Raw genomic sequence first — 24,102 nt, forward strand, 5'->3', positions numbered from 1 at the left:
CAATGCGATTATGAACCGCTTGGCTGTCTTTGACGGTCTTTCGGGTGAACAATGCTCGGTCTGACTTTCGCTCCCGGCACTGTCGTCCTGACGAGCACCTGCCACAGCGCCTTTCCGTTAAACGGTAAAAACGGCCATAAATACGGTGTATGAAACGAGCGGATACCCGCCATTAAAATCAGCAGCAATGTAAAGCCGATAACAAAACCTTTTACTTTAAAAATGGCCACGAGCACCATTAAGATGAGACGTATCATTTTATTGGCGAGGCTGAGTTCATAGCTCGGCGTGGTAAATGATCCGATGGCGGCGATCGATACGTACAGAATGACTTCGGCGGAAAACAGCCCCACCGCTATGGCAATTTGTCCGATCAGCACTGCCGCTATCAGGCCCATGGCAGTCGATAAGGCGGTCGGCGTATGGATCGCGGCCATCCTGAGAAACTCAATCCCCAAATCAGCCAGAAAGATCTGCAGAATGATCGGAATGTGCGTATTTTTATTTAAGCCGATAAAATCCAATCTTTCAGGCAAAAGTGACGGGTCGAGAACAAAGAGGAACCAGATCGGAAGCAGAACAGTTGAAGCGATAATACCGAAAAACCTGATCCATCTTAAAAATGTTCCGACAGAAGGCGCCTGTCTGTATTCTTCCGCATGCTGAACGTGGTGAAAAATCGTTGTGGGCGTTATGATCACGCTCGGTGACGTATCAACGACGATAACGACGTGCCCTTCTAATATATGATTGGCGGCCACATCAGGACGCTCCGTGTACCTGACCATCGGAAACGGGTTGTAGCCTTGTTTGACGATAAATTCTTCCACCGTTTTATCCGCCATCGTCAGTCCGTCAATATCAATCGCATTCACTTCGTTTTCGACGATGCTGACAAGGTCCGGATCTGCGATGTCCTCTATATACACAATGGCAAGATCCGTTTTAGAACGCTCGCCGACTTTCGTAATTTTGACGCGGAGCCTTTCGTCTCTGATCCTTCTTCTGATTAACGCTGTATTAATGACGATACTTTCGATAAATCCGTCTCTTGCCCCGCGAACGACCTTCTCTGTATCCGGTTCTTCGGGTGTGCGTCCGGGGTAATTTCTGACGTCAACGACGAAGGCGAAACCGGCGTCTTCTACGATAACAGCCACAAGTCCGGAAAGCACTTGATCCGTCGCTTCGTCGAGCGTTTTGACTTTTTGGACCTGCTGGTTCACAAGCCTGTTTTCAACAACATCAAGCGCTTCATCCGCGTTCTCGTCATAATTATTGACATCGACGAGCTGTTCTATTAAATGAATGATAAACAATGTATCGGTTAACCCATTGACAAAGTAAATCTGGACTTCCCGGTCTAATACTTGAACTTTGCGGACTCCGATATCGTAGCTCGTCCCCATACCGACGCGGTCTTTAAAAAATTGTTCATTTTTTCTAGGATCCCGGTATACTTTTATCATGTTTTCCGGTTTTTCCGGCATGATATTCGCTCCTTTCTAAAATGAATTCGACAGCCTTCATCGTGATCGGCGAGCCTTTTGATATGTCATCTTTTCTTCCCATTTTTCCTATATCGCCGATGCCCACAACGAGGGGAACGTCCAGTTTGTCAAGACAATACACCGTATCTCCATTCATTCTGTGCTCGTCCATTTCCCTCATTCCGGTTTTATCGACGCCAAACTCCGTCACTTCTCCATCACGGTCAATGGAGACATCGACTTTTGTCCATTCAGCCTGATGGGTTTTAGAAGCGACCGCAATCACCCCAAGCACTTCAATGTCTTGATGTGAGGCGACATATTTCAGCGCAGTTTCGCCCGGCCCCTCCCCTTGCAGGCCGGAATCGTCAAACATGACAAACACCGGGTCATGCGGCGCGGCTTTAATCAGCTGAACGAGTTCCGGGCCGGTTCTGGTTGACGGATTGCCTTTTGATTGGGAAATACATCGTCCGCCTGCTTTTTCCGCGGCATATTCAATCGTTTTAGCGGCGTATACGTCTCCGTCTGTCACAAGGATGACCTTCCGTTTCGTCATCAGACATTATCCTTTCGGTTTAAAAATAACGGCAACAAGAAATGCGAATAAAATCGCTGAAGATATACCGGCGGAGGTCAGTTCAAAAATCCCCATGCCGATTCCGATAAATCCATGCTCGTGAGCTTGATGCATGGCGCCGTGCAATAAGCTGTGCCCGAAGCTGACGATGGGAACCGTCGCGCCCGCGCCTGCGAATTCAATAAATTTATCATAAATTCCGAACCCGTCTAATAAGGTGCCGATGACGACAAAGGTTGTCATCACATGGGCGGGTGTCAGTTTAAAAATGTCCAGCAGCAGCTGACCGATAATGCATATGATTCCTCCGCAAACAAAAGCCCACAGATATTCCATTTATGATGCACCTCCCGCTCGCTCAAATACCACACCGTGGGCGATAGTCGGAATGGTTTCCTTCTGCTGAATCATTGTCGGACTTAAAAGCGCTCCTGTCGCGACAACGAGAACCCTGTTAAGTGAGCCAGATTTCAGTTGATTAAAGATATGTGTGTACGTAACGAGCGCGGAGCAGGCGCAGCCGCTTCCGCCCGCAAACACCTGCTGATCCGGCGTATAGATGAGAAGACCGCAGTCATCGTGTTTCGTTCCGGCGGGATAGCCTTCTTCCTTAAGCAAATCTTTTAAGATCGGCGAGCCTACGCCTGAAAGGTCTCCCGTTAAAATCAGATCGTAATCATCCGCCGTGCGGTTCAAATCCTTCAGGTGCTGTTTGATTGTATCGGCGGCAGCGGGCGCCATGGCTGAGCCCATATCAAACGGGTCTGTAATTCCGAGGTCGCTTACTTTTCCTACTGTCGCGCTTGTGATCCGGATATCAGAAGGGTTTTGGCTGATGATGACCGCCCCGCCCCCCGTGACCGTTGAAGTGGCGGTATCCGGTTTTTGCCCGCCATACTCCGTCGGATTACGGAATTGTCTTTCAGCCGTCGCATTATGGCTGCTCGTCGCTGCAATCGCCCGGTTCGCAAAACCGCCGTCAATAAGCGCGGATGCGACGGCGACCGTTTCCATTGACGTCGAGCAGGCGCCGAACAGGCAGAGGAACGGAATTTTCAGATGTCTTGCGACGTAATTGGCCGTCACATTTTGATTTAAAAGATCGCCAGCGAGTAGCAAATCGATGTCGCTCTTTTTCAAATTCTGTTTTTGCAAAGCGGAGTTGATGGCATCTTCCATTAATTGACGTTCCGCCATTTCCCAGTTTTTCTGATTGCAATGCATTTCATCGTATGTTTTATCAAACAGCGAGCCGAGCGGGCCGTCTTTTTCTTTCGGTCCGGCTGCCGTTCCCGCCGCATTTATAAATAACGGGTTTTCAAACACCCAGGTTTGCTTTCCGGTCAATTTCATTTTTTCTCCTCCTATGAAAACAGTTTTTCACAAGCAAACCGTATCAGGCCTACGATATAGGCTGCCACGACGCCGAATACAATGACGTTTCCCGCCAGTTTAAACATGTTTGTCGCTACACCGAGCACAAGCCCTTCACTTCTGTGTTCCAGAGCCGCGCTTGTCATACTGTTTGCAAACCCCGTCACCGGCACGGCTGAACCCGCTCCGGCAAACTGACCGAGCCTGTCATAAATGCCGAATCCGGTCAAGAGGGCGGAAATTAAAATAAGAGTGGCGGACGTCGGGTTTCCCGCTGTTTTTTCATTAAAATTAAAAAAATGGATGTAAAAGTCTTGAAGAGCCTGCCCGATCAGACAAATCAAACCGCCGATCAGAAAGGCTTTGACACAATTCCAGACGTATGGCGGTTTCGGCTGATAGTCTTTCACTTTTGTTTTGTAATTTTCTTTTAAGTTTGTCACGTCTGTTCCTCCTTATGAATGATGGATAAAATACAGCCAATGAAATAATGAGCCGGCTATTTTGCCGAACACGATGGCCATCAGCAAAATGATGATTTTGCTCCCGAAACCGATCCGTTTGGCAAGAATGGGAAGCACGTTCAGCACTTCTGTAAGCGCCGCGGCCAGCATGCCGACAAACATGCCGGCCAGAAGCCCGACCGGAACGGCAAGCCATTCAGATAAAAAAAAATGATTCATATTTAAGGTTTCCCAGCCGCCGAACACCGCCCCGGAAATAACAGCCCCTTCGTAGGCCTGTACAAAGCGCATGGTTTTTGTCAGCTGCATAAGACGGGGGATGATTCCCATAACGGTTAAAAAAGCCACAAAGCCCGCTCCCACGGTCAGCCCGCCGCCAAGCCCGACAAACATAACGAAAAGAATGCTAACGATCATGCAGATCTTTCATCGTCTCTTCGTTTTCGTGTATTGCAACATAATGATCGAGATCAAGCTGATAATTAAACATCTCGACCTCCAGCGGGCTTGGCTCTTCATTCAGGCGTTTTTTAAAGATGTGATTAAAAAAGACGATCATCCCGAGACCGAGGCCGATGCTGTACGGAATCTGAAGCAGGTACGGATACTCATTGCGCCTGCCCGTTATGATTTCATATAAGGCGATATGAACTTCTCTCATGCTGACATCTTCATGAAAATTCATAATGGCGAGACATGAACCGATAAAAAGCAGCAGCCAGACACCGACAAACAAAACGGCTGACAGCTGCTTTTTCTGGTAATGGATTTCCACTATCGTTTCAGCGCCGCCGACGGTCTGCACATCAAGAGCGGGAAAAGCGGTATGAATGGCCTTCAGCACTTTTATGATGTCCAGCACGACGATATTTTTGTCTTTTTTCGTGATCTGATACAGCGGCAGTGCCGACAGTTTTTTTTTCAGCTTTTGCTGTCCTGCGATCTGGGCGGCGTCACCGACTGTGATGATATCTCCGGTATGAGCCTTCACGCGGTGGCGAAGTCTGAGAAATATTCGCCTTTCCATCTTGCATCACCATCTTTCGGGTGGTTATATATGTAGTATGTGGTTCACTTTTGTTCTCATTCATCAGCAGCAAAAGACCATAAATTACCATTCAGGCGCAAATAAAAAAAGCCGGCCTGTAAAAGGTCAGCTTTCCGTATGATCCATCTGCACTTTAATCTGCTTTAATATTTTTTTCTCCAGCCTCGATACCTGAACTTGTGAAATCCCGAGCCGTTCGGCTACTTCCGACTGCGTCTGATCCTTGTAATACCTCAGATAGACAATGAGCTTTTCCCGTTCTTCCAAATCACTGATCGCTTCCTTGAGAGCGATTTTGTCAAACCACTTCTCTTCTGAATGATCGGCGATCTGATCGAGCAGGGTGATCGGGTCTCCGTCATTTTCATACACCGTTTCATGAATGGACGAAGGCGCCCGCACCGCTTCCTGCGCAAGCACCACGTCCTCCGCGTCAATTTCCAGGTGGTCAGCGATTTCCTGGACGGTCGGCACTCTTCCGTATGTTTTTGACAGTTCATCTTTCGCCCGGCGGATTTTATTGCCGAGCTCTTTTAAAGATCTTGATACTTTGACGGTTCCGTCATCCCGGATGAAGCGCTGGATTTCTCCGATAATCATCGGCACGGCATAAGTTGAAAAACGGACATCATAGGACAAATCGAATTTATCAACGGATTTTAACAACCCGATACAGCCGATCTGAAACAGATCGTCCGGCTCATAGCCCCTGTTTAAGAACCTTTGCACGACGGACCATACAAGACGCATGTTTTTTTCTATGAGGAGGTCTCTTGCCTGCTGGTCGCCCTCTTGGCTCTTTTTGATCAATTCTTTGACTTCATGGTCCTTGAGCTGCGCGTTTTTGCTGTTTTTCTTAACCTCCACATCCATAACAAATCTCCTTAATTACAAAGCGCTTTGCTTTTTGATAGGTGTTTTGTTAAGCGTATCGTCGTCCCCATCTCCGGCGAGGAATCAATCGAGACATCATCCATGAAGTTTTCCATAATGGTAAAGCCCATTCCGGAGCGCTCAAGCTCGGGTTTTGTCGTAAAGAGCGGCTGGCGCGCTTCCTCAAGATCCGTGATCCCGAGGCCTTCGTCACGTATGGTCAGATAGACGACATGATCCTCCAGGGTAACGGAGATGTACACCTTTCCGTCGCAGTTTTCTTCATAGCCGTGGATGATTGCGTTTGTTACCGCTTCTGATACGACGGTTTTGATTTCTGTCAGCTCGTCCATCGTCGGGTCGAGCTGCGCGATAAAAGAAGCAACCGTTACACGCGCAAACGATTCATTCTGACTGAGGGCTGAAAATTCAAGATGCATCTCGTTTTTCATGATGCCACCCCCAGCGTTAAAAGCGCTTTTTGTTCTGATTGTTCGAACCTGATGATTTTAAACAGGCCCGACATGTCAAACAGACGTCTCACCGCAGGCGAAATCGCGCACACGACCATTTCTCCGCCAAGCTGTTTAATTTGTTTATAACGCCCTAAAATCACGCCGAGGCCGGAGCTGTCCATGAAGGAAAGATCTTCAAGGTTCAGCACGATGTGACGGATGCCGTCAGCCTCCAGCGATTCAGCAACCTTTTGTTTTAATGATTCTGCCGTATGGTGGTCGAGTTCACCAGTTAATCGAATACAAAGCACGGATTCTTTGACATGCAAGTCAATTCCAAGGCTCATGCTCATTCCTCCTTGATATGATCGGATAATGAGTGTTTCGATTTTCGGGAAAGCAATTCCTTCACCATGACAAAACTAGTGCCCGTTCGCCACGATTATTTAAATTTTGTCCAATCTCCCATCGTCCGCTTCAGAAAAGTGAGAAAACCCGCTTTTTCCATGTCGTCTTTTGCCGTGACCGGGCTTTCAACGAGCACTTTTCCGTCTTTTTTCAGCACGAGGCTGCCAAGCACCTCCCCTTTTTTAACCGGAGCCGTTATATTGCTGTTGATTTTCACTTCTTTTTTTACTTTGTCCATGTTCTCTCCCTTTTTGGCCAGGAGGGAAATCGGTTCAGATGTGGTCAGCTTGATCAGTTTCTGTTTTCCTTTTTTCACTTTTACCGTTCCGATGATTTGATTCCGTTTATACAGCGGGTGTGTTTTGAACTGGCTGAAAGCATAATCAAGCATTTTTGTCACTTGGGCATTTCTTTCTTTCGGAGTGCTGGCTCCGAAAACAACTGCGATGACCCTCATATTTCCTTTTTTAGCGGTGGCGGTTAAACAATACTTTGCTTCACCTGTAAAACCCGTTTTCACACCGTCAACACCCGGATAAAATTTGATCAGCCGGTTTGTATTGACGAGCCAGAACTTTTTGTCTGTGTTTTCTCTTAAATAATCTTCATACGTTCCCGTAAATTGAGTGATTTTATCATACTTCAATAATTCCTTCGCCATTTTCGCCATGTCATAAGCAGAGCTGTAGTGGCCTTTTTCAGGCAATCCCGTCGGGTTTTTGAAGGAGGTATCTTTCAATCCCAATTCTTTTGCTTTTTTGTTCATCTGATTGACGAAATCCTCTTCCGAACCGGCGATATACTCTGCCATCGCGACGGATGCGTCATTTCCGGAAGCTATCGCAATTCCTTTGAGCATTTCTTTTACCGTCATTTCCTCACCGGGTTCGAGGAAAATCTGCGATCCGCCCATGGACGCGGCATGCTCACTCGTCCTGACTTTATCGCTCATCTTAATGTTACCTTTGTCAAGCGCTTCCATGATTAAAAGCATGGTCATGATTTTTGTCATGCTCGCCGGCGCCAGACGCTCCCGGCTGTTCTTGTTGTAAAGAATGTTTCCCGTATCGCGTTCAATCAGCACGGCGCTTTTGGCTTCATGAGCGAGCTCCGATGTATGTTTTCCGTCCGGCTTTGCAAAAGCGGACGGTGCTGATGCGGTTATTAAAATGCCAATCAACAAAGTGGATATAAGACGTTTCATCTCCAAAGCCCTCCATTTCATAATCCTTTTTATTTTTTCCAAGCCCGGTGGTTTTATACGCCTCATCTGGAAAATGTTTCGTTTTGAGGACATAAAAAAACAGCTGCTTCCGAAGAAACAGCTGATCTATGCTGATTTAGTTTTGAGATCGTGCGACTACGGCTTTTACAAGCTTCAAAAAGCCGCCTTTTACTTTTTCCGTCATTTCCATTACTTCATCATGGGATAACGGCTGGTCAAGAATGCCGGCTGCCGCGTTTGAAATGCACGAGATGCCGAGCACACGCATTCCCGCGTGGTTGGCGACGATGACTTCCGGCACGGTCGACATTCCGACAGCGTCAGACCCCATCGTTCTTAAAAACCGGACTTCAGCCGGCGTTTCGTAAGATGGCCCCGTAACAGCCGTGTACACACCTTTTTGAACAGGGATGCCAAGCTCAGCCGCCGTTTTTTCAGCCAAGCCTGACAGCTCTTTGTCATAGGCTTCTGACATGTCCGGGAATCTGGCTCCGAATTCCGCTTCGTTCGGACCGATTAACGGGTTGGTGCCCGTAAAGTTGATATGGTCGGTAATAATCATCAGATCACCGGCGCGGAAGTCAGTGTTGATACCGCCCGCTGCGTTCGTCACGATGAGAGATTCAACGCCGAGCGCCTTCATCACGCGGACCGGAAACGTTACCTGATCCATTGAGTAGCCTTCATAATAATGAAAGCGGCCCTGCATCGCGATGACCTGCACACCTTCAAGCGTTCCCATCACAAGCTGGCCGGCATGGCCTTCTACCGTTGAGACCGGAAAATCAGGGATCGTTTCATATGTAAGCTTGACAGCTCCTTCAATTTCATCGGCCAATACGCCGAGCCCTGAACCTAAAATCAGACCGATCTTAGGTGTTTCTTTCACGTGTTCTTTAATAAATGCAGCAGCACGTTCGATCTTTTGTTTCAAAAAAAGTCCCCCTACTGTAATCTTGATAAAAAGCTTTTTCCGTATTCCGGCTTTTCCGTTTTGAAATTATCCGCAATGGTTGCGCCGATATCGGCAAATGTATCCGCAAGCGGCAGCTGTTCGGTATGTTTATGCTTTTTGCTGTAGACAAGAAGCGGCACATACTCCCGCGTGTGGTCCGTCCCGTGATGGACAGGATCATTGCCGTGATCCGCCGTGATGATGAGCAGATCGTCCTCTTTCATTTTTTCAAACACTTCCGGAAGCCTTGCGTCGAATTCCTCAAGCGCTTTTCCGTACCCTTCCGGATCACGGCGGTGTCCGTACAGCGCATCAAAATCAACGAGGTTGGCAAAGCTCAGGCCCGTAAAATCTTCACCGAGCGTTTCAATCACTTTGTCCATGCCGTCCATGTTAGATACCGTGCGGCGGGATGATGTGATGCCTTCTCCATCGTAAATATCAGAAATTTTACCGATGGAAATGACGTCTAAACCGCTGTCTTTCATTCCGTTCATTACCGTGCGGCCGAACGGTTTGAGCGCATAATCATGGCGGTTCGGCGTGCGTTTGAAGCTGCCCGGTTCTCCGATGAACGGTCTTGCGATGATCCGGCCGACCATGTACTTCGGATCAAGCGTCAGTTCTCTGGCTGTTTCACAGATGCTGTACAGCTCGTCAAGCGGAACGACATCTTCGTGAGCCGCAATCTGCAAAACGGAATCTGCTGATGTATAAACGATCAGCGCACCCGTTTCCATATGTTCTTTTCCGAGCTCGTCCAGAATCGCCGTCCCTGAAGCCGGCTTATTCCCGATGATTTTGCGTCCGGAACGCTTTTCAAGCTCCTGAAGAAGCTCATCCGGAAATCCTTCCGGGAACACTTTAAACGGTTTTTCAATGTAGAGGCCCATAATCTCCCAGTGCCCCGTCATCGTATCTTTTCCGTTTGACGCCTCCTGCATTTTACCGTAGTACGCCAGAGGCTGCTCCGTTTTTTCCACACCCTTAATGTCCCCGATCAGTCCGAGACCGAGCTGTGCCATATGAGGCATATGTAAACCGTTCATGTGCTCTGCGATATGTCCGAGCGTATTTGCGCCTATATCATTAAAATCGGCGGCGTCCGGCGCTTCACCGATTCCGACCGAATCCATTACGATCAAAAACACACGTTTATATTTGTATTCAGACATCATAAAAGCCTCCTTTTCTTCCATCTGTCCATTTTAGCTTACAGAGGTCAGACAACTCAAGTATAAACCGTTTACATTCTTGTTGACAATGCCTATTCAAATAATAAGAACCTTCTCTGTATTCCGCCAATCCGACAGAAAAAAGCCGCGGCACCTTTGCCAACGGCTCCTAGGCGCGCGGATGATACTGCTTGTACACGTCCTTCAGCCTTGTTTTCGTCACATGCGTGTAAATTTGCGTCGTGGAAATATCGGCATGTCCAAGCATCTCCTGCACGGCGCGCAGGTCCGCCCCGTTTTCAAGCAGGTGCGTTGCAAAAGAGTGCCGGAGCGTGTGCGGTGTCAGTTCTTTTTTAATGCCTGCCTCAAGGGCGATTTTCTTCAGGTTTTTCCAAAATCCCTGACGGCTGATCTGCCTGCCGTGATGATTCAGAAAAAGCGCTTCGGTCACATTTTTCTTTAATAATTTCCCTCTGGCTTTTTCGATATATGCTTCGATCGCATGGGAGGCGGCTTCACCGATCGGCACAATCCGCTCTTTCCGGCCTTTTCCGAAGCAGCGGACAAATCCCATCGTCAAATGAACGTCGGATAATTTCAGCTCAATCATCTCGCTGACCCTGATGCCGGTTGCATACAGCAATTCGAGCATGGCTTTATCCCTGAGACCGAACGGGCTGTTAAGCTTAGGCGTGTCCAATAACTGCTCTACTTCGTTCAGCGCCAGCACTTTTGGGAGGGCCCGCTCTGTTTTTTGTGTTTCAATATGTACAGAAGGATCTTTATCCGCGGCTTTCTCCCTTAACAGAAATTGATGAAAAGACCGGATTGACGCCAAATGCCTGGCAGACGTCTTCCCTGATTTCCCCGAGTCCTTCAAATGCTTTAAATATTGAATAATATGAAGACGGGTCACATCATTCCAAGAAGTGATCTGAAGGGTTTCAGTTAAGAAGAGAGAATAACTTTTCAGATCACGCTCATAGGACATCATCGTATTTTGGGACAGCCCTCTTTCAACCCTCACATAATGGATGAAATCCTTAATTTGATCCTTCACTCTTGATCTACTCCCCGTTTTGGTAAAAAAAGATCAACCGGCCGAACCAGCCGTCCTTCTCCTCATGTTCCGTTTTGGCCACTTTGACGGCGGAGCCTTCCGGTTTATCGTACCGATGATAGTTTTCATACTCTGAATTCACCCATATCATAGCATAATAGAACAGCGCGGTAAAACCTGTGAACAGAATAAACACTTTGATCGTATCCGCGGCTGTTTTTAGGAATCTGCCCATCTTTCGATCGATCCTTTCTTTGGCGGCTGTTAGTACACCTTATGCCAATTTCAAAGGCTTTTATACATAAAAACAGCAAAAAACCCTTTCCTGACAGAAAAGGTTCATAGGCTTTTATTCTGTTTCATTCCCGCCGCAGCGGTGGCAGATTCCGTGAAAAGTCAATCTATGATCTTTAATTTTAAATTTCCAATCACGTTCAATCACTTCTTCAACGTCTTCAAGCAGATCTTCTTCAATTTCATCGACGGCTCCGCACTCCATGCACACCAGATGATGATGGAAGTGGGCCGCGCCCTCTTTGCGAAGGTCGTAGCGGGATACGCCGTCCCCGAAGTTAATTTTATCAACGACTTTTAATTCTGTTAATAATTCTAATGTACGGTATACTGTAGCGAGACCAATTTCAGGAGATTTCTCTTTTACGAGGAGGTATACATCTTCTGCGCTTAAATGGTCTTCTTCATTTTCAAGGAGCACCCTTACCGTTGCTTCACGCTGTGGCGTAAGCTTGTAGCTTGACGAGTGCAGCTGCTTTTTAATTCGATCAATACGGTTTTCCATGTCTTTCCCTCCTACGCCGCATTCCATGACTCATTATAACAAAATACGCGCAGAGTTCCAACTATAATTATTACAAACTGATAAATAAAAGTATTATTTTGTGATAATCATTCTAAAAGATCCGTGATGAAAGCTTTTCCATAAACAGCGGAGACACATACGCTTCCAGCAGTGAAGCGATGACCGAGAAGAAAATGATGAGAATCAGCACGAAGGCGTAGCGTCCGAACCATTGGATCGGCGTATCATGGAGGCTGCGTTTGACAAACAGCTGCCGGATCAGTTTCAGCGAAAAAGCGATAGAGCATGTCCCCATGATAAGGTATGCCGGAATGAGAACGATGTTTTGCGGCAGCACCGAGATGAAAGACAGGAAAAATCCGTTCATCCCCATTTGATTCACTAAAAATCCGACCGTAAAACCGACGACGATTCCTTTCAAAAACACCATGATAAAAATCACCGGGAGACCGATTACGGAAATACCCAGAATCCACATCAGCCCCAAATATTTTACATCATGAAAGACGGCCTGCCAAAACATGTCTGAGGCGCCGGCATGTTTTCCGTCAGACAGCTGTCCGAAAAATTTGCTTAAATAGTAATACAAATCTTCTTTCTGTGTGATTGTCATGCTGTTGACAATGATCGCGCCGAAAATGACACCCATTAAAAACAAGACAAACACAAATATATAAAGTGACAGATGATCCTTCATATGGCGAAAAAACAGTTCTTTGTACGATTGTTTCCTCATACCGCTTTCCTCCCGCTAATCTATTGACTTGATTTAGTAGATTGTATGAAAGAAAAGAGAAAACATGACAGAGAAATCATAGAAAGGCTCCGAGATTCCGGCAAAAAAAAAAGAATCCCCGCCATCACTCTTGTGATCATGGGGATTCCTTTTTTTATGCTTTATTCTTTCCAGCCTGTCTTTTTTGGTTTTTGTCACTCTTTCATGCGTGCTGAAGGACGGCGCCGCCCCTCTTGATAAGACTGCGTCACGCAACCCGTTTCTTCTGAGATGCTCCCGCATTTTTTTCGCTTTGCTTTTCGCCATGTGCAGATCGCTCCTTTTTGCCTTTTCTCTATCATAACAAAAAAATCCAGGTGTGTTCATGAATAGGGCTCATGTTTCTTCCGGTAGGCGCGCAGAGATGTTTTGGCAGATGAAAAACTCCCCATTGCGGCGTATCCGTAAAAGAATCCCATAAAACTCCCCTCATACACGTGTTCGTGGTGACCGAAAACGATAGACACAATATTTCCGACAACAAGGGCAATCGTGGGAACGAATATGCCGGGAACCCTGCAGAACACTTTGATCAGCTGCGTCACGCATAAGACGACCGGCACGCCGATCACAGCATCCCAAATATTTGTATGGATCAGCGGAAAATAATCCACATTGACACCTCTTTATTCCGTCTTTTTCTATATGTTAGCCTGCCAAAGAATTCCGCTTCCTATTCATGATAAAAAAAGCACCGGATACATATCCGGTGCTGTGAGCGTTATTTATTTTCCCGCCGCGGCCCGCTCTACAGCTGCCGATACGGCGTGATGCACGTCCGCGTCCAAAGGCTGAGGTACGAGATCACCGTGTTTCGTACAAGAAGCGATGGCTTCAGCGGCCGCCACAAGCATTTCATGGTCAATTTTCTTGCTTTTGGCGTTCAGCGCACCGCGGAAAATACCAGGGAAGCCGAGAACATTATTGACTGAACGGCCGTCGGCTGCATAAGCGGCTCCGGCCTGCAGCGCCTCTTCCGGTTCAATCTCCGGCTTCGGATTAGATAAGGCCAGAATGACTTGTCCTTTTCTGACATCCTCTTTTTTAATGAGCCCCGGAACTCCTGTGGTGCTGATCACAATGTCACACGTGTCCATTAAATCTTTAATGCTTTCAAGCGGCTGACCTCCGTATTGAGCGAGGCGGTTCATTGCTTCTTCTGACTTGTCCGTTCCGCAGACCGCTTTGACTCCGTATGCCATAAACATGCGGCAGATGGCGACGCCCGCCGCGCCGAGACCGATCTGTCCGACTTTCGCTTCTTTTAAATCAAGACCTGCGCTTTTACAAGCGGAAATGGCGGCGGCGAGAGTAACGACCGCCGTGCCGTGCTGGTCGTCGTGCATAACCGGAATGTCCAATTCTTCCTTCAGGCGGTCTTCAATGTCAAAGCAGTGAGGCGAACCGATATCTTCAAGCAGAATTCCGCTGAATCCCGGAGAAATATGTTTTACCGTGCGGATGATTTCTTCCGGATCAGAGGTGTCGAGCAAAATCGGAATACCGCTGATGCCTGCCAGCTGGTCAAAAAGCGCTGCCTTCCCTTCCATTACGGGCATTCCGGCGACAGAGCCGATGTTGCCGAGACCGAGAATCGCCGTTCCGTCGGTGACAATGGCGACAGAATTGCTGATGGTCGTATAGATGGATGCTTTTTCAGGCTCGCTTTCGATCAGTCTGCACACATCGGCCACGCCCGGCGTATAAACACGGCCAAGCTCAGCCAGTGTCCGGATCGGCATTTTGCTTTTCATCTGAATTTTTCCGCCTTCATGAGCAGAGAGCACTTCATCTGAGACGGTATGAAGCCGGATGCCTTCACCGAGAGCTTCAATGGCTTGAATGATTTCCTGCAGCTGCTCCTCATTTTCGGCCTGCACCGTAATGTTGCGCATGGTGTAGTTCGGGCCGACTTTAACGGTTTCAACTTCCCCGATATCTCCGCCCATCACTCCGATGGCCGTTGCCACTTTTCCCAGATTTCCGGGAACAGTCGGCGTTTCTATCATTAACGTCCGAATCATATGCTTTGTAATCATAAAATAACCCCCCTAACCCAGTTTTTGAGATTGCAAGGATTTTTCTTTCGTGTACCAAATGAATTTACCCGTGTATCCGTACAATATGGCCAGTCCGATAGATACAAAACTGAGCCACATGAACGGCAGATAAGAAAACGTGGATACGCCGAGAATGCCGGCCATATAGATGCCGTTGTCAGACCATGGCACCATCCCTGAAGTAAGCGTGCCGCCCACCTCGGCATTCCGGGATAAAATTCTTCTGTCAAGTTTCAGTTTATCATAACTGTTCTCCATGATTTTCGGCGTCAGTATCAATGACACATACATCGCACAGCCGAAAATGTTTGCTAAAAGGGCGACGATCAGCGTCGAAAGCGTTACATTTCCCGGTGTGGTCAGTTTTTTCTCAAAAGTTGAGACAATCACTTTTAATACGCCGAGCTTCTCGAGAATTCCTCCAAAACCGAGACCGAAAAGAATAACGACCAACGTATCCAGCATGCCGGTGATGCCTCCGCGGTTTAACAGCCCATTTAAAAATTCGACGTCCGTTTTAATGGAAAAACCATTGTAAGCAGTCGCGATGGCACTGGCAAAATTCATTCCCTGAAAAACAGAAGCCCAGATGGCGCCAAGCAAGGCACCGATGACGATGACGGGCATAGACGGCTTTTTCAAAATCAGCAGGACGACGACGACAACCGCCGGGATAAGCATCCATATATGAATATCAAACGTTTTCTGCAATGCAGACTTTAAAAATTCCACTTTATCAAGATCAATATTTTTTCCGCCGTATATAAATCCCGTTACGGTAAAAAGAATGGCCGTAATGATATAGGACGGAATGGACAGATACATCATCGCTCTGACGTGTGACAGCACATCCACCTTAGAAAGCGTGGAGGCAAGCACCGTACTGTCAGACAGCGGTGAAAGCTTGTCCCCGAAGTAAGCGCCGGACAAAACGGCCCCCGCTACGATCGGAAGCGGTATGCCCATTCCCTCTCCAATGGCAATCATGGCGATTCCCGCCGTTCCCACGGTTCCCCAGGACGTCCCGGTCGCAACGGACATAACCGAACAAATAACCAATGTAGCAAGCAGGAACACATGAGGATTAATAAACTCTAAACCATAATAAATTAAAGTCGGCACAACGCCGCCGGCAATCCATGTCCCGATAAGGGCACCGACTGAAACTAGGATCAGAACGGCTTCAAGACCGTTTGATATCCCGGTGACAATGGATGACTGCAAGTCTTTATATGAATGTCCCAGCCTGATTCCGAGAATAATAGCGATAAACCAGGATATAAAGAGAGCAAGCTGGATCGGCAGGTCTAAAAACACTGTGAATGACAAAACAAGCGCTAAAAACCCGAATAATAAGATAATAATTTCCAATAAATTTGGCAATCTGACCTCTTTCACAAAAAAATCCCCCTAGAAGAAAAAGCTAAAACGCTTTCATCAAATGATATAACAAATTATACTATACTTCCTCATCCCTTTGTATGGCAACCGCCTTTTCACTGAAAAACGTGAAAAGGCGGCTGTTGTTGCTTCAAAATTTATTTTTCTAAAAGATCTTTTCCGGCAATCCCCGGTTTTGTCATTTCATACGGATTCAAAATGATATCCAATTCTTCTTCTGTCAGTACATCGTTTTGGAGACAGAGATCTCTTACAGATTGCCCCGTCATGATTGCTTCACGGGCAATTCGCGCAGCCGCCTCATATCCAAGGTGCGGGTTGACCGCTGTAATGACGCCGACGCTTTTTTCCACGTATTGCTTCAGGCGTTTTTCGTTGGCTTCAATCCCCGCCAGACAATGATCGGTAAATGATCGGAAACCGTTGTTCATAATACTGATGGATTGAAGCAGGTTAAATACGAGCACCGGCTCCATCACGTTAAGCTCCAGCTGGCCCGCTTCTGAAGCGAGGCAGATTGTATTGTCATTCCCGATGACCTGGAAGGCGATTTGGTTGATCAGCTCTGCCATTACAGGGTTGACTTTCCCCGGCATAATGGATGATCCCGGCTGACGGGCGGGCAGTGAAATTTCCGCTAGTCCCGCGCGCGGGCCTGATGCCATTAAGCGCAGATCGTTGGCGATTTTAGACATATTCATCATGCATACCTTCAACGCGGCTGAAACTTCCGTATAAGCATCAGTGTTTTGTGTGGCATCAACCAAATGGCCGGCGCCGACAAGAGGCAGTCCGCTGATGTCAGCCAGGTGCTTTACAACCTGTTCTATGTAGCGCGGATCAGCGTTAAGTCCCGTACCTACAGCCGTTGCCCCCATGTTTACTTCATACAGATGCTGGCGGGATTGTTTAATTCGCTTTATATCACGCTCAAGCACGCGGCTGTACGCTTCAAATTCCTGTCCGAGACGGATCGGCACAGCGTCCTGAAGGTGTGTGCGTCCCATTTTAATGACAGAATCAAATTGTTTCGCTTTATCTTTAAAGACACTCAGCATATGCGCCATTGTATCAAGGAGCTTATCCAGAAGTTTTAAGGTAGAAATATGAATCGCCGTCGGGAACACGTCGTTTGTCGATTGTGACATATTGACGTGTGTGTTCGGGCTGAGATGAATGTATTCACCTTTTTTATGTCCCATGATTTCAAGCGCTCTGTTGCCGATTACTTCGTTGGCATTCATGTTCATGGACGTTCCGGCTCCCCCTTGGATCGGATCGACGATGAATTGGTCATGCCATTTACCCTCAAGAATCTCGTCTGCGGCCTGGACAATCGCGTTGCCGATTCCTTCATAGAGGCGCTTTACATCCATATTGGCAAGCGCCGCCGCTTTTTTGACGATGGCGAGCGCATTAATCATTTCTTCATGGATGCGGTAGCCGGTAATCGGAAAGTTTTCTTTCGCGCGCAGCGTTTGGATTCCGTAATACACATCAGCTTCAATTTGTTTTTCTCCGAGGAAATCTTTTTCCTGACGATATTCTTTTTGCGCGTTTGTCATGCTAATACCCTACTTTCTCTTTGATGGTGGTCTTTTTTACAGTACAACGTCGTCTGCGATCGGTGTCTCCATAATGTTTTTGACTTCAGCCAAATTGTGAGACTGGCCGAGCGCCCACATTAATTTCGGCACGATGGCTTCTGTGTTCATATTTCTTGAACGGATGATGAGATCTTGATTGACTCTCCGTCCGACTTCATAGACACTCATGTCTTCTCCTTCTTCAAGACATTGTGTCGTAATGACAACGACAATGCCGCTTTCAATCATTTCATTGACTTTGGCGAGAATGTCCCTTCCTTCAAACGGCACGCCGCCGCTGCCGTAGCTTTCAATGACGATTCCTTTGTACATACCCTTTAACGCGTCAAACATTTCCGGTTTAAGCCCCGGATGAAGCTTGAGCAGGCACACGTCCGTGCAAAGTGATGTATTGACCGTAAAGGCGTCGTCTTTTGGCATGTGCACGTGTTTGTTGTATTCAATTCCGTTTTCGGTAATAAACGCGATATACGGGTAGTTAATGCTCTCAAATGCATCATAGCTTTTCGTTCTTAATTTAATGGCGCGGGTGCCTTGAATGACTCTGCCGTCAAATACGACGTATACGCCGCCCACCCCTTCACATGCGAAGCGGATCGCGTCCGTGATATTTTTTTTGGCATCGGTTTTTTGAAATGTAATCGGGATTTGCGAACCCGTAATGACGATCGGTTTATCGGCATGCTGAAGCATATAAGACAGCGCCGCTGATGTATATGCCATTGTGTCTGTGCCGTGCGTGATGACGAACCCGTCGTACGCGTCATATTTTTCTTTGACAGCATCAGCTATTTGGACCCAATATTCAGGCTGCATATTGGTGCTGTCGATGTTCATTAACGAATGGGTTTCCATCGTGTAATCGTTATCAAGTTTTGATACGTAGGTTAACAATTCGTCTGCTTTTACCCCGGGTGCAAGCCCGTTTTCTCCTTCGACTGAGGCGATTGTTCCTCCGGTTGTTAACAGCAATAATTTTTTCATACCCTGCACCTCTTCATCATTTCTCAAGATGTTTAAGCATTCGCTTTTCGCATACTTTTAATCAAATTATAGACAGACGAATGAAATTAATCAAGTGATTATTATTCAATTCGCGTACACTTTTACACATCGATATGATATAATTTTGCTCAAGTGAAAAGGAGCGGTTTTGAATATGAATTTAGATCGTTTAACTGAACTGAGAAAAAAGAAAAATTGGTCTCTTCAATATACGGCTGACCGGCTCGGCATCGCAAAAAGCACATACGCCGGGTATGAGTCAGGCTACCGGCGCCCGTCATTCGAAGCGCTGGGCACGCTTGCCGATCTGTTTGACACGACGTGCGACGATTTACTGGGGCGCACTGAAAAAAAGGCGGAGCCGTTTGCCCAGACCATCGAATTAACAAAAGCCGCACAAGGCCGCGGCACACTGACCGTTGACGGGGAGCCGCTTAATCAGGATGAAATCATCGAATTGATTGCGTTTGTCCGCACGAAAAAAAAGGTACAGGAGGAACTCCGCTAAAAACCGGCTTTACGGCTTGATTCGGCCGTATGTTCCTCCGCCTCCCGCCTCAAGGTCGAGCTGTCCGGTGCGCGCTTTATGAATGACAGCCGCTATTTTGGGCTGCACGATGCGTGCCAGGTCCTCTTCTTCTGCCTGATGAAGAATCGCCATTTCCGTCCCGAAAGTCCGCTTTAGTTTTTCCAATGTTTTCGGCCCGACTCCGGGAATGAACTGCAGAGGGATTTGATGAATATACGGAGGCCGCGGCACGCGGCTTTTTTTTGGTCCGCTCAGTTCCTCCAGCCGTTCACTGACCCCTTTTGTCATTGTTTTCCCGCCGCATTCCGCACATTTTAAAGCTCCTTTTTCAGCCGGGCTGCCGCAGCGGTCGCAAGCCGTCCTGTAATACTTCCCGAGCTTCGGGTTCAGTCCGTAATTCGCCGTGATTCTTCTTCCGCCCTTCCCTTTTAGAGCCAGCGAAAATTCCGTAAAGTTCGCTTCCTTCAGAAGCATTTCATTATATTCTCTGCCGATTTTTCCTAAGGAATGCGCATCAGAATTTGTTAAAAATGTATACGGATCAAGTTCCGTTAACCGTGAAGCCATGCCAGTGTCGCAGCTTAATCCGAGTTCCGCCGCGTCAATAAGCGCCGGGTCGAAAACTTCTGTCAAAGAAGATCTGACCCCTTTTCCGTACAGGCTTTTATGCGGGGTGAACATATGGGCGGGAATAAACAGCCCGCCCAATTCCTTTGTTTTCTTTTGAAGATTCAAACCGGTCTCGTAAATGCGCTGGGAACTGAGATGGATATTTTTAAGCCTTTTTGCGAGCCACTCAGAAAACATCTTCATTTCGGCAAGAGCCGGCATAAAGACGAGAACGTGAATCGGCCCGCGGCATGTGTGGTCATAAATTTCAAGCTCACTGCCCAACAGAAGCGTCGTATTCCGATAGCGGATGCCGCCTTCTTTCAGCTCACGGTATCTGCCTTCATCAATTCCAAGCTCGATTTCTTCCAAGACTTCCGGGGAATGGCAGTCGATGATGCCCAATAGTTCAATTCCCTTCCCCTCGCTTGCTTCTTCCAAAATCCGCTGCAGCGTCAACGTTTTAGCCCCGGTGATTTTGACCGGTCTCCCCGTATAGGTTCGCCCGATATGAATATGCAGATCCGCATAAACGGTTTTCATCATTTTTCCTTCAGCGCTTCTTTCAGCTGGAGATACTGAATCGCGTATGCCGTTTTAGCGTCATACACCCGGCGGGATTCAACCAGCTTCACGGCCTCTTCAAGCGTGACCTGCATCACTTCGACAAATTCATCCTCATCCAGTTCGCGCTTTTCTTCAAGCAATGAAAGCCCTTCAGCAAGAAAGAGGTGCACGATTTCATCAGCAAATCCGGGTGATGTATAAAAAGCGGTGATTTTCGTCAAGGTTTCCGCCGTATATCCCGTTTCTTCTTCTAGCTCTCTTAATGCGGTATGTTCGGGCTCTTCTCCTTTTTCCAGCTTGCCGGCCGGAATTTCAACGATTGTCCGTTCCAGCGGCTTTCTGAACTGGTTCACCAAAATGATTTTTCCTTCTTCGGTTATCGCAAGTACGGCCACCGCTCCCGGATGTTTGACGATTTCCCGCTTGCTTGTTTTTCCGTTCGGGAGCTCTACATCCTCTAAGTAAAGATCTATGACTTTCCCGTCATACAGCTTTTTTTTCGCAAGTGTTTTTTCTTCTAAATGTTTCATCATGTCATCTCCCGTTCTGTCTCTCTATTATGCCTCATATATTTTATCATACATGCATAAGAGGGAGGTGCTTTTCGATTGAAGGTGTACCGGAAGGATAAGAGCATCGTATTGGTCGGAAAGGCTTGGGAAGTGCGGGCTAAATTGAAAGAGTACGGACAGACATTCCGCTATGTCGGAGATTGGATCACCGGGCCTTAACAGTTGAAAACTTCGCGCCTTTATATTACGGTCAATAAAAGACCATAAAAAGGAGCAAAATGATGAGAAAACGCAAATTGGGACGTTCTGATTTAGAAATAAGCGAAATCGGGCTCGGCTGTATGTCGCTCGGCACGGGTAAAGCTAAGGCGCTGTCTATTTTGGATGAAGCGATCGAGCTTGGTATCAATTATTTAGATACCGCTGATCTTTATGATTTCGGCAGAAATGAGGAAATCGTCGGGGAGGCCGTCAAAAACCGCAGACACGACATCATTTTAGCCACGAAAGCCGGAAACCGCTGGAATGATGAGAAAGACGGCTGGCATTGGGACGCTTCCAAAGGATACATAAAAGAAGCGGTCAAAAACAGTCTGCGCCGGCTGAAAACGGACTATATCGACCTTTATCAGCTGCATGGCGGCACGATGGAGGATCAGATTGATGAAACGATCGAAGCGTTCGAGGACTTAAAACAGGAAGGTGTCATCCGGTATTACGGCATTTCCTCGATTCGTCCGAATGTCATTAAAGAATATGTGAAAAAATCAAATATCACAAGTATTATGATGCAATACAGCCTGCTGGACCGGCGTCCCGAGGAGTGGCTTCCCCTTTTAGAGGAGAACGGAATCAGCGTCGTCGCCAGAGGGCCTGTCGCTAAAGGGCTTCTTACGGAAAAACCGCTCGATCAAGCGGCCGCAAGCGTAAAAGAGAACGGCTATTTAACATATTCTTTTGAAGAACTGGCAGAAACCAAAAAAGCGATTAACGCTGCCGTGCCTGATCTGAGCATGACGGAGCTTTCTCTTCAATACTTGCTTTCACAGCCGGCCGTCGCTTCTGTCATCACCGGAGCAAGCTCGCCTGAACAGCTGAGAGAAAACTGTTCGGCTGCAGAAGCCCGGCGTTTAAGCAGTCAGGAAATCAAAGCCCTGCAATACCATACAAAACAGGACGTATACGAAGCCCATCGTTCTTAAACAATAAAACCGGCACCTTGTCAGATGCCGGTTTATTTATATTTGTGCCAATCGAGACTGCTTTCATTCAGCAGCTCTTCAAAGCTTTTATTTTTTTCTTTTTCTTTTCGTTTTCTGATTTGTTCCGCCTTTTGCTGCGCTTGTTTTTTCTCGTCTTCTTCCTTCAGCTCACTTTTCATTTGCAAAAGCCTGGCCTTCAGATCTTCCTCCAGATTGTCTTTTAAGCTGTGTTTTTCTTTAGACAGCTGCTTTTTCATCATTATACCCCCGTATCTGAATAATGGTGAAGCAAGTGTACCATGGAGCGCCGGAGGCCGGCAACGTTCAAAGGGAAGGATTTTTCATATTAAAGGAGGGTGCCTGCGTGAAAAAATGGCTGGCGGTGTTCGGTTCGGCTTGTGCGGTCTTTTTGGCCGCCGGATTTGCTTTTACGAATCTGATCATGTTTATGAAGAAAAAGACGGATGAAGACATCATAAAAAGAGAAACGGCAGACTGGAATGGGGTATTTGATTCCTTTCAGGCGATGGAAAAAGAAGAGGCCGTCATCTTGTCACGCCACGGGTATGAGATCAAAGGCTTTTACATCGCCCCGCATCGTACGGCAAACACGATGATTATTTGTCACGGTGTTACCGTCAATTTGTTTAATTCATTGAAATACATGGATTTGTTTCTGGATTTAGGCTGGAATGTGCTCGTGTATGACCACCGCCGGCACGGAAAAAGCGGCGGCCGAACAACGAGCTACGGTTATTTTGAAAAAGATGATTTGGAAGAAGCCGTGAATTGGGTGAGAAACAAAATCGGGGACGGCGGTCAAATCGGTATCCACGGCGAATCAATGGGAGCTGTATCGGCCTTATTATACGCGGGAGATCATCAGAATGGAGACGGCGCTGATTTTTATATTGCGGACTGTCCGTTCGCAAGTTTTCACGATCAGTTAGCCTACAGGCTGAAGCGGGAATTCCGGCTGCCTCGGTGGCCGCTGCTGCCTTTGGCTGATTTCTTTTTGCTGGTGAGAGAAGGATACCGCATCCGTGATGTCTCGCCTTTATCGGTTATCAGCCGCATCCGGCAGCCCGTTTTGTTTATCCACAGTAAGGAGGATGATTATATACCTCCCGCTTCCTCCGAAATGCTGCACCGCAGAAAACGCGGCCCGAAGATGCTGTATCTGGCCGAATCGGGCGGTCATGCCATGTCGTACACCAAAAATCCGGAGAGCTACCGTCAAGCCGTGCAAACCTTTTTAGATGCCATAACGCAAACGTAAAAAAGCGAAAGAACGTATACTTGTTCTTTCGCTTTCCCGTCATAAAACGTCGGTAATCCCGTCCATATTTTCTCCGATCCAGTCAATGGCGAGGTCGATTGTCGTAAACTCCTGCGCTTTGAAGGTCATCTCATCCTGAAGCAGCCAGACATCCTTTTGTACGGATTCAGCGCCTCCGATGGACCAGTGCAGCAGACTGTACGGATGGTTGTTGTTCAAAAAGGATACCCACGTTTTATGCTGTGCCGTCTGTTTAATGGCTTTCAGCTTTTGATTCACTTTCAGTTTCTCCCTGCTTTACTAATATGCTCATTCTCGGGCTCAGCATTTCTGCCGGGCTTTTTAAGACGAGCGTTTTTGCCTTTTCATTGTAATCGATTGTCATTTCCTCGTCAAAAAACACTTTTTGAGAAGTCTGGATGTAAAGCGGAAGTCCGTTGGTTTCAATGCGCTCGCATTGTCCCGTTAATTCGTCCGCCAGCCAGATGGCCGGCACGCCGCTGACCGCACACCCGCAGCCTTCTGCGTCATAGCGGAGCTGCGCTTTTTTCCCCGGGTTGGCGTCCATCGCCTGCTGAAGTGTGTGTTTCGCCGCATCCGTCACATGTATTTGCATAGATGATCCTCCG

At 47.4% G+C, this 24,102-nt stretch carries 31 protein-coding genes and 1 pseudogene; 4 read left to right on the forward strand and 28 right to left on the reverse strand.

Translation table 11 applies throughout. From position 1 onward, the window contains the following. Positions 1-8 precede the first annotated feature (8 nt). From AD710_RS18410 to AD710_RS18520, 23 genes and pseudogenes are all read right to left on the reverse strand, one after another. Positions 9-1,490: a spore germination protein gene (locus AD710_RS18410; protein WP_049628718.1), complete on the reverse strand. Its 1,482-nt coding sequence runs from the start codon at positions 1,488-1,490 to the stop codon at positions 9-11. Further along, positions 1,444-2,052: a stage V sporulation protein SpoVABEA gene (locus AD710_RS18415; protein WP_095241744.1), complete on the reverse strand. Its 609-nt coding sequence runs from the start codon at positions 2,050-2,052 to the stop codon at positions 1,444-1,446. Before AD710_RS18415 ends, AD710_RS18410 begins: the two co-directional genes overlap by 47 nt. 3 nt (positions 2,053-2,055) lie before the next feature. Continuing rightward, on the reverse strand, positions 2,056-2,406 hold the full coding sequence (spoVAE, locus tag AD710_RS18420) for a stage V sporulation protein AE (protein WP_045510891.1): 351 nt from the start codon (positions 2,404-2,406) through the stop codon (positions 2,056-2,058). After that, positions 2,407-3,423 (reverse strand): stage V sporulation protein AD, encoded by a 1,017-nt coding sequence (gene spoVAD / locus AD710_RS18425; protein ID WP_016939156.1) that lies wholly within the window; start codon positions 3,421-3,423, stop codon positions 2,407-2,409. An 11-nt stretch (positions 3,424-3,434) separates the two neighbouring features. Beyond that, positions 3,435-3,887 (reverse strand): stage V sporulation protein AC, encoded by a 453-nt coding sequence (spoVAC, locus tag AD710_RS18430; RefSeq protein WP_007612334.1) that lies wholly within the window; start codon positions 3,885-3,887, stop codon positions 3,435-3,437. A gap of 12 nt (positions 3,888-3,899) precedes the next feature. Continuing rightward, on the reverse strand, positions 3,900-4,325 hold the full coding sequence (locus AD710_RS18435) for a stage V sporulation protein AB (protein ID WP_007409413.1): 426 nt from the start codon (positions 4,323-4,325) through the stop codon (positions 3,900-3,902). Then, positions 4,315-4,935: a stage V sporulation protein AA gene (locus tag AD710_RS18440; protein WP_016939157.1), complete on the reverse strand. Its 621-nt coding sequence runs from the start codon at positions 4,933-4,935 to the stop codon at positions 4,315-4,317. Before AD710_RS18440 ends, AD710_RS18435 begins: the two co-directional genes overlap by 11 nt. 126 nt (positions 4,936-5,061) lie before the next feature. Beyond that, positions 5,062-5,829, reverse strand: a complete 768-nt coding sequence (sigF, locus tag AD710_RS18445; RefSeq protein WP_003153348.1) for an RNA polymerase sporulation sigma factor SigF — start codon at positions 5,827-5,829, stop codon at positions 5,062-5,064. Between the two features lie 11 nt (positions 5,830-5,840). Beyond that, on the reverse strand, positions 5,841-6,281 hold the full coding sequence (gene spoIIAB, locus AD710_RS18450; RefSeq protein WP_016939159.1) for an anti-sigma F factor: 441 nt from the start codon (positions 6,279-6,281) through the stop codon (positions 5,841-5,843). Beyond that, positions 6,278-6,631: an anti-sigma F factor antagonist gene (gene spoIIAA, locus AD710_RS18455; RefSeq protein ID WP_016939160.1), complete on the reverse strand. Its 354-nt coding sequence runs from the start codon at positions 6,629-6,631 to the stop codon at positions 6,278-6,280. The genes spoIIAB and spoIIAA overlap by 4 nt, the downstream gene beginning before the upstream one ends. Before the next feature lie 95 nt (positions 6,632-6,726). After that, entirely contained in the window at positions 6,727-7,896 is a 1,170-nt protein-coding gene (locus AD710_RS18460; RefSeq protein WP_045925499.1) for a D-alanyl-D-alanine carboxypeptidase family protein, read from the reverse strand. 136 nt (positions 7,897-8,032) lie between these two features. Further along, entirely contained in the window at positions 8,033-8,851 is an 819-nt protein-coding gene (locus AD710_RS18465) for a purine-nucleoside phosphorylase (RefSeq protein WP_045925500.1), read from the reverse strand. Positions 8,852-8,862: 11 nt separating this feature from the next. Then, positions 8,863-10,047, reverse strand: a complete 1,185-nt coding sequence (deoB, locus tag AD710_RS18470; RefSeq protein WP_016939163.1) for a phosphopentomutase — start codon at positions 10,045-10,047, stop codon at positions 8,863-8,865. Positions 10,048-10,216: 169 nt separating this feature from the next. Then, positions 10,217-11,107 (reverse strand): site-specific tyrosine recombinase XerD, encoded by an 891-nt coding sequence (gene xerD / locus AD710_RS18475; protein ID WP_016939164.1) that lies wholly within the window; start codon positions 11,105-11,107, stop codon positions 10,217-10,219. Between the two features lie 7 nt (positions 11,108-11,114). Continuing rightward, a complete protein-coding gene (locus tag AD710_RS18480; RefSeq protein ID WP_003153331.1) occupies positions 11,115-11,342 on the reverse strand; it encodes a YqzK family protein in 228 nt (75 codons plus the stop codon). A gap of 114 nt (positions 11,343-11,456) precedes the next feature. Continuing rightward, on the reverse strand, positions 11,457-11,906 hold the full coding sequence (gene fur, locus AD710_RS18485; RefSeq protein WP_016939165.1) for a ferric iron uptake transcriptional regulator: 450 nt from the start codon (positions 11,904-11,906) through the stop codon (positions 11,457-11,459). Between the two features lie 112 nt (positions 11,907-12,018). Then, entirely contained in the window at positions 12,019-12,663 is a 645-nt protein-coding gene (spoIIM, locus tag AD710_RS18490; protein WP_016939166.1) for a stage II sporulation protein M, read from the reverse strand. A gap of 105 nt (positions 12,664-12,768) precedes the next feature. Further along, positions 12,769-12,969: pseudogene (locus AD710_RS18495) on the reverse strand (hypothetical protein); the annotation flags it as partial. 56 nt (positions 12,970-13,025) lie between these two features. Beyond that, positions 13,026-13,316 carry a hypothetical protein gene (locus tag AD710_RS18500; RefSeq protein ID WP_016939168.1) on the reverse strand — a complete coding sequence of 97 codons (291 nt, stop codon included), beginning with the start codon at positions 13,314-13,316 and terminating at the stop codon, positions 13,026-13,028. A gap of 111 nt (positions 13,317-13,427) precedes the next feature. Beyond that, positions 13,428-14,741: an NAD-dependent malic enzyme gene (locus AD710_RS18505; protein WP_016939169.1), complete on the reverse strand. Its 1,314-nt coding sequence runs from the start codon at positions 14,739-14,741 to the stop codon at positions 13,428-13,430. Between the two features lie 12 nt (positions 14,742-14,753). Then, the gene (gene nhaC, locus AD710_RS18510) at positions 14,754-16,160 is read right to left on the reverse strand and encodes a Na+/H+ antiporter NhaC (protein WP_016939170.1); all 1,407 of its coding nucleotides are present in this window, start codon (positions 16,158-16,160) and stop codon (positions 14,754-14,756) included. Between the two features lie 140 nt (positions 16,161-16,300). Next, positions 16,301-17,728, reverse strand: a complete 1,428-nt coding sequence (gene aspA / locus AD710_RS18515) for an aspartate ammonia-lyase (RefSeq protein ID WP_003153322.1) — start codon at positions 17,726-17,728, stop codon at positions 16,301-16,303. 36 nt (positions 17,729-17,764) lie between these two features. Next, positions 17,765-18,754: a type I asparaginase gene (locus tag AD710_RS18520; protein WP_016939171.1), complete on the reverse strand. Its 990-nt coding sequence runs from the start codon at positions 18,752-18,754 to the stop codon at positions 17,765-17,767. 175 nt (positions 18,755-18,929) lie between these two features. Between AD710_RS18520 and AD710_RS18525 the strand changes: the two genes are divergently transcribed. Next, positions 18,930-19,283: a helix-turn-helix domain-containing protein gene (locus AD710_RS18525; protein WP_016939172.1), complete on the forward strand. Its 354-nt coding sequence runs from the start codon at positions 18,930-18,932 to the stop codon at positions 19,281-19,283. Between the two features lie 9 nt (positions 19,284-19,292). Here the strand turns inward: AD710_RS18525 and AD710_RS18530 are convergent, their stop codons facing one another. Beyond that, a complete protein-coding gene (locus AD710_RS18530; RefSeq protein ID WP_049628720.1) occupies positions 19,293-20,456 on the reverse strand; it encodes a TIGR00375 family protein in 1,164 nt (387 codons plus the stop codon). Next, the gene (locus AD710_RS18535; protein ID WP_016939174.1) at positions 20,456-21,010 is read right to left on the reverse strand and encodes an NUDIX domain-containing protein; all 555 of its coding nucleotides are present in this window, start codon (positions 21,008-21,010) and stop codon (positions 20,456-20,458) included. Before AD710_RS18535 ends, AD710_RS18530 begins: the two co-directional genes overlap by 1 nt. A gap of 78 nt (positions 21,011-21,088) precedes the next feature. On the opposite strand from AD710_RS18535, the gene mciZ reads away from it, so the two are divergent. Further along, positions 21,089-21,211 (forward strand): Z-ring formation inhibitor MciZ, encoded by a 123-nt coding sequence (mciZ, locus tag AD710_RS18540; protein WP_049628721.1) that lies wholly within the window; start codon positions 21,089-21,091, stop codon positions 21,209-21,211. A gap of 62 nt (positions 21,212-21,273) precedes the next feature. Further along, positions 21,274-22,194, forward strand: coding sequence for an aldo/keto reductase (locus AD710_RS18545; protein WP_049628722.1), 921 nt, complete (start codon positions 21,274-21,276; stop codon positions 22,192-22,194). Positions 22,195-22,226: 32 nt separating this feature from the next. Here AD710_RS18545 and AD710_RS18550 read toward each other — a convergent pair whose 3' ends face one another. Next, positions 22,227-22,451: a YqkE family protein gene (locus tag AD710_RS18550; protein ID WP_049628723.1), complete on the reverse strand. Its 225-nt coding sequence runs from the start codon at positions 22,449-22,451 to the stop codon at positions 22,227-22,229. Positions 22,452-22,558: 107 nt separating this feature from the next. Here AD710_RS18550 and AD710_RS18555 point away from each other — a divergent pair, with 107 nt between their 5' ends. Further along, positions 22,559-23,473, forward strand: a complete 915-nt coding sequence (locus AD710_RS18555) for an alpha/beta hydrolase (RefSeq protein ID WP_049628724.1) — start codon at positions 22,559-22,561, stop codon at positions 23,471-23,473. A 39-nt stretch (positions 23,474-23,512) separates the two neighbouring features. Here the strand turns inward: AD710_RS18555 and AD710_RS18560 are convergent, their stop codons facing one another. After that, entirely contained in the window at positions 23,513-23,752 is a 240-nt protein-coding gene (locus tag AD710_RS18560; protein ID WP_003153307.1) for a DUF2552 family protein, read from the reverse strand. After that, positions 23,727-24,089, reverse strand: a complete 363-nt coding sequence (locus tag AD710_RS18565; RefSeq protein ID WP_045926988.1) for an iron-sulfur cluster biosynthesis family protein — start codon at positions 24,087-24,089, stop codon at positions 23,727-23,729. Before AD710_RS18565 ends, AD710_RS18560 begins: the two co-directional genes overlap by 26 nt. Positions 24,090-24,102: the final 13 nt, after the last annotated feature.

This window comes from Bacillus sp. JFL15, from assembly GCF_001184225.1.
GTDB classification, from domain to species: domain Bacteria; phylum Bacillota; class Bacilli; order Bacillales; family Bacillaceae; genus Bacillus; species Bacillus siamensis.